Source organism: Rossellomorea vietnamensis (assembly GCF_008180615.1).
Classification (GTDB): Bacteria; Bacillota; Bacilli; order Bacillales; family Bacillaceae_B; genus Rossellomorea; species Rossellomorea vietnamensis_D.
Genome location: NZ_VTEH01000019.1, coordinates 89,772 through 98,342 on the forward strand (window position 1 = coordinate 89,772; position 8,571 = coordinate 98,342).

8 protein-coding genes, 11 tRNA genes and 1 rRNA gene are annotated in these 8,571 nt (G+C 43.4%); 19 read left to right on the plus strand and 1 reads right to left on the minus strand.

Annotated features, from left to right (window positions below):
• Positions 1-4 precede the first annotated feature (4 nt).
• The 6 genes from FZC79_RS19355 to FZC79_RS19380 all read left to right on the plus strand — a co-directional run bounded on the left by FZC79_RS19355 (position 5) and on the right by FZC79_RS19380 (position 5,763).
• Entirely contained in the window at positions 5-1,015 is a 1,011-nt protein-coding gene (locus tag FZC79_RS19355) for a PP2C family protein-serine/threonine phosphatase (RefSeq protein ID WP_148948372.1), read from the plus strand.
• 70 nt (positions 1,016-1,085) lie between these two features.
• Positions 1,086-1,418, plus strand: coding sequence for an anti-sigma factor antagonist (locus tag FZC79_RS19360; RefSeq protein WP_148948373.1), 333 nt, complete (start codon positions 1,086-1,088; stop codon positions 1,416-1,418).
• Positions 1,418-1,885, plus strand: a complete 468-nt coding sequence (gene rsbW / locus FZC79_RS19365; RefSeq protein WP_286365386.1) for an anti-sigma B factor RsbW — start codon at positions 1,418-1,420, stop codon at positions 1,883-1,885. The genes FZC79_RS19360 and rsbW overlap by 1 nt, the downstream gene beginning before the upstream one ends.
• Positions 1,863-2,660 (plus strand): RNA polymerase sigma factor SigB, encoded by a 798-nt coding sequence (sigB, locus tag FZC79_RS19370; RefSeq protein WP_148941362.1) that lies wholly within the window; start codon positions 1,863-1,865, stop codon positions 2,658-2,660. Before rsbW ends, sigB begins: the two co-directional genes overlap by 23 nt.
• Positions 2,657-3,253: a PP2C family serine/threonine-protein phosphatase gene (locus FZC79_RS19375; protein ID WP_148948374.1), complete on the plus strand. Its 597-nt coding sequence runs from the start codon at positions 2,657-2,659 to the stop codon at positions 3,251-3,253. Before sigB ends, FZC79_RS19375 begins: the two co-directional genes overlap by 4 nt.
• A gap of 344 nt (positions 3,254-3,597) precedes the next feature.
• Positions 3,598-5,763: a Tex family protein gene (locus FZC79_RS19380; RefSeq protein WP_148948375.1), complete on the plus strand. Its 2,166-nt coding sequence runs from the start codon at positions 3,598-3,600 to the stop codon at positions 5,761-5,763.
• Positions 5,764-5,861: 98 nt separating this feature from the next.
• On the opposite strand, the gene cmpA is transcribed toward FZC79_RS19380, so the two are convergent.
• The gene (gene cmpA / locus FZC79_RS19385; RefSeq protein WP_006838640.1) at positions 5,862-5,975 is read right to left on the minus strand and encodes a cortex morphogenetic protein CmpA; all 114 of its coding nucleotides are present in this window, start codon (positions 5,973-5,975) and stop codon (positions 5,862-5,864) included.
• A 195-nt stretch (positions 5,976-6,170) separates the two neighbouring features.
• Here cmpA and FZC79_RS19390 point away from each other — a divergent pair, with 195 nt between their 5' ends.
• The 13 genes from FZC79_RS19390 to FZC79_RS19450 all read left to right on the plus strand — a co-directional run.
• The gene (locus tag FZC79_RS19390) at positions 6,171-6,635 is read left to right on the plus strand and encodes a SprT family protein (RefSeq protein ID WP_148948376.1); all 465 of its coding nucleotides are present in this window, start codon (positions 6,171-6,173) and stop codon (positions 6,633-6,635) included.
• A gap of 79 nt (positions 6,636-6,714) precedes the next feature.
• A tRNA-Asn gene (locus tag FZC79_RS19395) sits at positions 6,715-6,789 on the plus strand.
• Between the two features lie 10 nt (positions 6,790-6,799).
• A tRNA-Ser gene (locus FZC79_RS19400) sits at positions 6,800-6,890 on the plus strand.
• An 8-nt stretch (positions 6,891-6,898) separates the two neighbouring features.
• A tRNA-Glu gene (locus FZC79_RS19405) sits at positions 6,899-6,973 on the plus strand.
• A gap of 152 nt (positions 6,974-7,125) precedes the next feature.
• Positions 7,126-7,202, plus strand: a tRNA-Asp gene (locus FZC79_RS19410).
• Positions 7,203-7,286: 84 nt separating this feature from the next.
• Positions 7,287-7,361: transfer RNA gene (locus FZC79_RS19415), tRNA-Gln, on the plus strand.
• Positions 7,362-7,365: 4 nt separating this feature from the next.
• Positions 7,366-7,441, plus strand: a tRNA-Lys gene (locus FZC79_RS19420).
• 36 nt (positions 7,442-7,477) lie between these two features.
• Positions 7,478-7,559, plus strand: a tRNA-Leu gene (locus FZC79_RS19425).
• Between the two features lie 71 nt (positions 7,560-7,630).
• Positions 7,631-7,716, plus strand: a tRNA-Leu gene (locus FZC79_RS19430).
• A gap of 17 nt (positions 7,717-7,733) precedes the next feature.
• Positions 7,734-7,810, plus strand: a tRNA-Arg gene (locus tag FZC79_RS19435).
• Positions 7,811-7,855: 45 nt separating this feature from the next.
• Positions 7,856-7,932 (plus strand) — tRNA-Pro (locus FZC79_RS19440).
• Between the two features lie 16 nt (positions 7,933-7,948).
• Positions 7,949-8,022 (plus strand) — tRNA-Gly (locus FZC79_RS19445).
• A gap of 122 nt (positions 8,023-8,144) precedes the next feature.
• Positions 8,145-8,571 (plus strand): 16S ribosomal RNA (locus FZC79_RS19450); the annotation flags it as partial.

The following is an 8,571-nucleotide window of genomic DNA, read 5'->3' on the forward strand; positions in this document are numbered from 1 at the left end:
TGACATGGATTTTAGAGAATTGATGGACGTAAAGTATAAAGAAATTATCGAAAACTATTTAAAAGCACAAGATGAACAGGCGTTGTATCTGGGGCAGAAGTTCAGCCGCAAGTCGATTGAACATAATATCTCTCCGGAAGAAATCATCAGCCTCCATAAAAGTATCATGCTTGATATGGAGCCGGGTCTGTCCGAGAGTGTGCTTGATTCTTTTGATATTTTACTAGAGGTTATGATAGGTTACGGTTTTGCCTATCGTGAACACCAGAGCCTCCGCTCGAAGCAGCAGGAGCTTAACAATGAAATCGAGATTGCTTCCAACATGCAGCAGACCCTGCTCGGCACAACCGTCCCTGAAATAGAGGCATTGGATGTCGGCGCGCTGAGTGTTCCTGCCAAAAGGATGAATGGTGATTATTATCACTTTGTCCAGGATGACAATGACTATATAAGTGTGGCGATTGCCGATGTCATTGGGAAGGGAATTCCTGCAGCACTGTGTATGTCCATGATCAAATATGCCATGGACAGCCTTCCGGAACACAGGCATTATCCAAGTGCTGTCTTGGAAAGCCTGAATAGAGTAGTGGAGATGAATGTGGATCCAAGCATGTTTATCACGATGTTCTATGGCATGTATGATCCTTACAAGCATGTATTCAACTATTCTTCTGCAGGACATGAACCCGGCTTTTTCTTTAATTCCCAAACAAATGAATTTGAAGACCTCGACGCAAAGGGGCTCCTTCTGGGAGTGGACAAGAGAGCCAAGTACCGCCAGTATGAGAGGCCGGTGAATGTCGGCGACCTCATCATCCTGCTTTCGGATGGTGTAACGGAATGCCGGACGGAGGAAGGATTCATTGAAAGGGAAGACCTTGTTGGATATATTGAAAAATACATCCATCTCCCTGCACAGGATATTGTCACCAGTGTCTATAAAGAACTGGAAAGACTTCAGCATTTCCAGCTGCGGGACGACTTCACCCTCATCATTCTAAAAAGAATTTGTTGATAAATGTTTAATATCCCCGGAATAGGGTAAACGAATATAGCAATGGATTTGTTCAGAAGAGGTGAAATTGATGAATTTGACGATAGATTTAAATGAAAATGATAAAGTGATTGACGTAAAGGTTAATGGGGAGATCGATGCATATACAGCCCCAAAACTTAAAGATGCACTGAATTCTTCTGCGGAAGAAGAGAATGTGGTTATGAACGTTGATCTTTCCGAGGTTTCCTATATGGACAGTACAGGCTTAGGGGTTTTTGTTGGATTATTCAAAACCATTAATGCAAACGGTGGTCAACTTTACCTAACCGGTTTATCAGAACGCTTAAGACGCCTGTTTGATATTACAGGACTTGGAGATATTATGAATATTAATTCCGAGGTAAAAGGTGGCGTAGAATAATGCAAGATTTTGACTACATCGAGATGAAGATCCCTGCTAAACCAGAATACGTGGGTGTAATCCGGTTAACATTATCCGGAATTGCCAGCAGAATGGGTTTTACCTATGATGCGATTGAAGACTTGAAAATCGCTACAAGTGAAGCAATCACCAATGCGGTACAGCATGCCTATAAGGATGAAACCGGGGAAGTCATTGTCGGATTTGCTTTATATGAAGAGCGGCTGGAAGTTATGGTTGCGGATAATGGAGAAAGCTTCGATTTTAAAAAGACTCGTGAAGAAGTAGGTCCTTATGATGCAGAAAACTCTGTTGAGTTTTTAAGAGAAGGCGGGCTTGGGCTATACCTTATTGAAAGTCTGATGGATGAGGTGAAAGTCCACCATCAAGAAGGGGTAACAGTCTTTATGACTAAGTTCCTAGAAGGAGAGCAGGTGGAGACAGATGCCGAAACTATCTCAACCTAACCAGCAAACAAAAGAGAAAGTCAAACAGTGGATAAAAGCTTATCAAGAAGAGAACGATGATGAAGCCCAGAGTAACTTAGTCCTTCATTATGAAAACCTTGTTATTTCCATAGCCCGTAAATATTCAAAAGGGAAATCTTTTCACGAGGATATCGTTCAAGTAGGTATGATTGGCTTGTTAGGTGCCATCCGCCGTTATGATGATTCTTTTGGGAAAACCTTTGAAGCGTTTGCAATCCCCACAATAGTTGGCGAAATCAAGCGTTTTCTCCGTGATAAGACGTGGAGTGTACACGTGCCTAGGCGGATCAAGGAATTAGGGCCTAAAATTAAATCAACTGTAGAAGAACTCACCAACACATTGGAGAGGTCACCTAAAGTCGAAGAGATTGCGGATTACCTTGAAGTGACTGAAGAGGAAGTTTTGGAAGCGATGGAGATGGGCAAAAGTTATCAGGCTTTGTCTGTGGACCATTCTATCGAGGCAGACTCAGAAGGAAGTACCGTCACGCTGCTTGATATAGTCGGCAGCATAGATGACGGCTACGAAAGAATTAACCAGAAGCTGGTTCTTGAAAAAGTCCTTCACGTTTTATCAGAGAGAGAAAGGCTCATTATTCAATATACTTATTTGGATAACCTCAGCCAAAAAGACGCAGGAGAAAAGTTGGGAATTTCACAGATGCATGTATCGAGACTCCAAAGGCGTGCTATTAAGAAGTTGAAGGAAGCTATTGACGCAGAAATGAGAAATTCGGAGAGTTATTCTGAATGACCCATTTACTCCAAGATCAAATTGAGGTTTATGCCAAGCAAGTTTCAAAAGGTCAGAACCCATATTGCGGTGACAGCTTCTTTTTTACATCCACTGACGACTACTTTATCTGCATACTAGCAGATGGCTTGGGTAGCGGGAAGTTTGCATATGAATCTTCACATGCGGTAGTAGAATTGGTGGAAAGACATCATCAAGAAGATGTCTCCACTTTAATGAACTACTGCAATGAAGAATTGATGCATAAAAGAGGCGCAGCTGTAGCGATCATGAAGGTTTATTATAACAGTAATGAATTTGAATATAGCTGTGTCGGCAATATACGTTTCTATCTTTATTCCTCGGTGGGGAAAATGACGTACCCCCTGCCGGTGACAGGCTATCTTTCAGGCAGACCGCAAAAGTACCGAACACAAAGATTCACTTATGAACCCCAATCTAAATTCTTGCTGCATTCTGATGGATTAAATATCACGAATATAAAATCCTTACTTCAGACAAGCAATTCCTTAAGGAAGATCAATGATGAAATCAGCTTGCACCTGGCAGAGCCGATAGACGATACAACTTTTATAGTAGGGAGCTTACTCTGATGAGTAGGCTTTTTCTTTTTGTTTATGATTCGTTAGTTAGACCTTATTCTCTTGAATAAGCAAGAAAGAAAAATGAGGCTTGCTTGTTCAAAGAGTACTATTCTCGTAACAAGGGGGATATCCCGAAGCGGTAATTTATAAATAAACACAAACTCTCTCAAAATGCACCTCAACCTTATCTGCGAAGTGTGGCTGCAAAAATTGTTACGTTATGATTTCTGATGACTCAAAAAGCAGCAGAACCGAACAATGTCAAGAAGGAATGCATCGTACTCAAGCCGTATATATACGAAAGGCTATGGTAAACTTGATAAGTATAGAAATAAACTGGAGGTAATGCAGTAGTGTCGTTATTAAAAGAAAAGCCGAACCTTATAGAGAAAATTTCTAAGGACCTTGCAATCAACATAAAACAGATTAAAAGTGTAATTTCTCTTCTGGATGAAGGGAACACTGTTCCGTTCATTGCCCGGTACCGCAAAGAGCAGACGGGTGCTCTGGATGAAGTTCAAATCCGCGCGGTCATGGATGCATGGAATTATGTACAGAACCTGCAAAGTCGTAAGGAAGAAGTTCTCCGCCTGATTGAAGAACAAGGAAAGCTTACTCCGGAATTGAAGAATGACATAGAAAAAGCTGACAAGCTTCAAAAAGTAGAAGATTTATATCGTCCATACAAACAAAAACGAAGAACGAAAGCGACTGTAGCTAAGGAGAAAGGGCTGGAGCCACTTGCGGAATGGATGTTAACTTTTCCTGTCAACGGAAACTTGGAAAGTGAAGCGGAAAAGTATGTATCTGTTGAAAATGAAATAAACTCTGCAGAAGACGCCATTGCAGGTGCACAGGATATCATTGCAGAATTGGTGTCAGATGATGCTAAGTTCAGGGAGTGGATCCGAAATGACACTTTCAAAACAGGTACTCTTGTCACTTCGGTGAAAAAAGATGCTGAGGACGAAAAAAATGTTTTTGAAATGTACTATGACTACAGTGAACCGGTAAATAAAATTGTCCCTCACCGTGTCCTAGCCGTAAACAGAGGAGAAAAGGAAGGGATTCTTAAAGTATCCATTGAACCTAATGCAGAACGGATTCACAATTTCCTAGTCAAAAATATCATCAAGAAGGAATCAACAGTTTCTCAATCAATTGAACAAGCCATCGAGGACAGCTATAAACGATTGATTCAGCCTTCGATTGAAAGAGAAATTAGAAATAGTTTAACTGAGACAGCTGAAGACCGAGCCATACATATTTTCACGGAGAACTTAAGAAACCTCCTGCTTCAGCCGCCCCTTAAAGGAAAAAGGGTGCTGGGAGTCGACCCGGCCTACCGGACTGGCTGTAAACTGGCAGTTGTGGACCAAACAGGGAAGATGCTTGATATCAGTGTCATCTACCCTCATCCGCCGAAAGCAAAGAAGGAAGCGGCGGTGGAGGTCTTTAAGAAAACATTGCAGACATACAATATTGAAATCGTAGCAATTGGAAATGGGACTGCCTCTAGGGAAACGGAGCAGTTTGTGGTCGATATTCTCAAAGATGTCAATATGGACATCTCTTATCTTATTGTTAATGAGGCTGGAGCAAGTGTGTATTCTGCTTCCGACATCGCCCGTGAAGAGTTTCCTGATCTGCAAGTAGAGGAGAGAAGTGCAGTATCCATTGCCAGAAGGCTGCAGGATCCGCTGGCTGAACTGGTGAAAATTGACCCGAGATCAGTTGGGGTGGGCCAATACCAGCATGACGTCTCACAGAAGAAACTAAACGAATCCCTCACTTTTGTAGTGGAAACGGTTGTTAACCAGGTTGGTGTAAACGTCAATACCGCTTCTTCCTCTCTGTTACAGTATGTGGCTGGTTTATCTAAAACAGTTGCTAATAATATTGTTAAGCAAAGAGAAGAGGAAGGAAGAATTAATTCAAGGAAACAATTGAAGAAAATTCCGAGGCTTGGGGCCAAGACATACGAGCAGTGTATCGGGTTTCTTAGAATCATGGAAGGAGAAGAAGCTCTTGACCAGACACCAATCCACCCTGAAAATTATGAAGAAGTAAGGAAGCTGCTGCGTAAACTAGACCTGGACGGAAATTCTCTTGGCACAGAAGAATTGAGAAAGAGAATGGAAGGGCTCAACTTGGAAGAGTTATCAGAAGAGCTTGGGATTGGCAAGCTGACATTGAAAGATATTGTGGACGCTTTGGTGAGGCCGGGCCGAGATCCAAGGGACGAGTTGTCCGCACCTCTGCTTAAGAAGGATGTACTGAAGCTAGAAGATCTACAGCCTGGCATGGAACTGCAAGGAACGGTGCGAAACGTAGTAGATTTTGGGGCGTTCGTAGATATTGGAGTCAAACAGGACGGGCTTGTTCACATATCAAAACTGCGTAAAGGTTTTGTCAAACACCCGCTCGATGTCGTTTCAGTAGGAGATGTCGTTACGGTCTGGGTAGAAAGTGCTGATGTGAAAAAAGGAAGAGTAGCATTGTCCATGGTAAAGGAATAGAGAAACTGGACCACACAGGCAATGTTCGTAGTGTTGATGGAACATTACTTCTTGGCCAGTTCACTCCGCCCGTTCCAAGGGTTTATTAAACACTGCAGTTAACTGCAGTGTTTTTTTCTATAGAAATACCAGCATTGGTTGAGAAGTTTGATCTGATAGCGATCTTTTTCAAAATAAGCCTTGCGCATTTGGCTGACAAGCCAGTTAGGCATAATCAAACCTCCTTATTTTAAAAAAATGAAAAGAATATACAGTCATCGATTGGGCCAACAATTTGAATATATCCATCATTCTGTTATGAGGCTGAATGGGACAATTGCTATGGATACCTTTTAGGTACAGTAAAAGTTCATTTCTCTAATCTATGCTATAATAGTTTGTCATGTTCACCAAAGGAGTTGAGATAAGTGGAAAACAGTGAACTGCAAAAGCTGGTTGAAGATATATCGAAAGCAAGTTTTGGGAAACCCTTCAGGCATAAAGCCTTTTTCAATAGAAGGCTGCGTACTACTGGCGGCCGTTATATGCTTCGATCACACAACATTGAAGTTAACATCAAGTATTTAGCAGAGCATGGGATGGCAGAATTGACAGGCATCATCAAGCATGAGCTATGTCATTACCATTTGCATATAGAGGGAAAAGGATACAAGCACCGGGATAAGGACTTCAGAGATTTAATGAAGGAAGTGGGTGCCCCAAGGCATTGCAATCCATTGGAATCGCAAAAACAGAAGAAGCGAATAACGCTTTATTACAGGTGTACAAGTTGTGACCTCATTTACCGGAGAAGACGAAGGATTAATGTAGACCGTTATGTCTGCGGAAAGTGCAGAGGAAAATTGAAGCTTGAAAAAACAAGTTCTGAATAACTTGTGAAATTCCGTTGACAACCTATGTGGATGTAGTTATAATAATAAAAGTCGGACAACGACTTAATAGTTTTCTTGTTCCGCAGTAGCTCAGTGGTAGAGCTATCGGCTGTTAACCGATCGGTCGCAGGTTCGAGTCCTGCCTGCGGAGCCATTTTATTTTTGGGGAAGTACTCAAGTGGCTGAAGAGGCGCCCCTGCTAAGGGTGTAGGTCGTGTAAGCGGCGCGAGGGTTCAAATCCCTCCTTCTCCGCCATACTATATGGCCCGTTGGTCAAGCGGTTAAGACACCGCCCTTTCACGGCGGTAACACGGGTTCGAATCCCGTACGGGTCACCAAATTCTTTTGTGAAGCGGAGTGCTGAACTCCAATTCGAAAGACTTTGGCAAATGCATAACTTCTGCTCCTTACATTAAGGAGAGATAATTTGATAAGTAATATCTGCCCCTTACATTAAGGAAGGATATTTTGCTTGTCAGCAAAAAATCCTGGTCCGGTAGTTCAGTTGGTTAGAATGCCTGCCTGTCACGCAGGAGGTCGCGGGTTCGAGTCCCGTCCGGACCGCCATAATATTTTTCGAGAAAGTTCTTGACAACTTTTAAAGAAACATGTTATATTATAAACCTCGCATTTGCGGGATTTAAAAAATGATGGGCTATAGCCAAGCGGTAAGGCATCGCACTTTGACTGCGACATGCGTTGGTTCGAATCCAGCTAGCCCAGCCATTTAGAGCCATTAGCTCAGTTGGTAGAGCATCTGACTTTTAATCAGAGGGTCGAAGGTTCGAATCCTTCATGGCTCACCATTTTGTTTTACTTGGTGTGAAACAAACTATAATCATGCGGGTGTGGCGGAATTGGCAGACGCACCAGACTTAGGATCTGGCGCCGCAAGGCGTGGGGGTTCAAGTCCCTTCACCCGCACTTTTATTTTTTTGAAATAATGATTGACATCTAACGTTTTAAATTATATAATTGGTTTTGTCGCTTTTTACGCGGTCGTGGCGGAATGGCAGACGCGCTAGGTTGAGGGCCTAGTGGGGGCAACCCCGTGGAGGTTCGACTCCTCTCGGCCGCACCAACTAGTCAATACAATATGCGCCCGTAGCTCAATTGGATAGAGCGTTTGACTACGGATCAAAAGGTTAGGGGTTCGACTCCTCTCGGGCGCGCCATTTTCATAGTGACTCAATCCTGTTTTGGGAATGAGATGAACAGAACGGGGAGTAGCTCAGCTTGGTAGAGCACTTGGTTTGGGACCAAGGGGTCGCAGGTTCAAATCCTGTCTTCCCGACCAGTGAGCAATTGAATATGCGGGTGTAGTTTAGTGGTAAAACCTCAGCCTTCCAAGCTGATGATGAGGGTTCGATTCCCTTCACCCGCTCCATACTATACTAATTGAACCTTGAAAACTGAACAAAACAAACAAAACGTCAACGTAAATCTAGTAAGAACTCGTTTCTTACAAAGTTGCTAACACTTTAATTAGCAAATGAGCAAGTCAAACTTCTTTCGGAGAGTTTGATCCTGGCTCAGGACGAACGCTGGCGGCGTGCCTAATACATGCAAGTCGAGCGGATTGATGGGAGCTTGCTCCCTGAAATCAGCGGCGGACGGGTGAGTAACACGTGGGTAACCTGCCTGTAAGACTGGGATAACTCCGGGAAACCGGGGCTAATACCGGATAGTTCTTTTCCTCGCATGAGGAAAAGTGGAAAGGCGGCTTCGGCTGCCACTTACAGATGGACCCGCGGCGCATTAGCTAGTTGGTGAGGTAACGGCTCACCAAGGCAACGATGCGTAGCCGACCTGAGAGGGTGATCGGCCACACTGGGACTGAGACACGGCCCAGACTCCTACGGGAGGCAGCAGTAGGGAATCTTCCGCAATGGACGAAAGTCTGACGGAGCAACGCCGCGTGAGTGATGAAGGTTTT

Coding starts and splice junctions, on each gene's coding strand:
- FZC79_RS19355 (WP_148948372.1), top strand. CDS start 5: ATGGATTTTAGAGAATTGATGGACGTAAAGTATAAAGAAATTATCGAA.
- rsbW (WP_286365386.1), top strand. CDS start 1,418: ATGCAAGATTTTGACTACATCGAGATGAAGATCCCTGCTAAACCAGAA.
- FZC79_RS19360 (WP_148948373.1), top strand. CDS start 1,086: ATGAATTTGACGATAGATTTAAATGAAAATGATAAAGTGATTGACGTA.
- cmpA (WP_006838640.1), bottom strand. CDS start 5,975: ATGCCTAACTGGCTTGTCAGCCAAATGCGCAAGGCTTATTTTGAAAAA.
- sigB (WP_148941362.1), top strand. CDS start 1,863: ATGCCGAAACTATCTCAACCTAACCAGCAAACAAAAGAGAAAGTCAAA.
- FZC79_RS19375 (WP_148948374.1), top strand. CDS start 2,657: ATGACCCATTTACTCCAAGATCAAATTGAGGTTTATGCCAAGCAAGTT.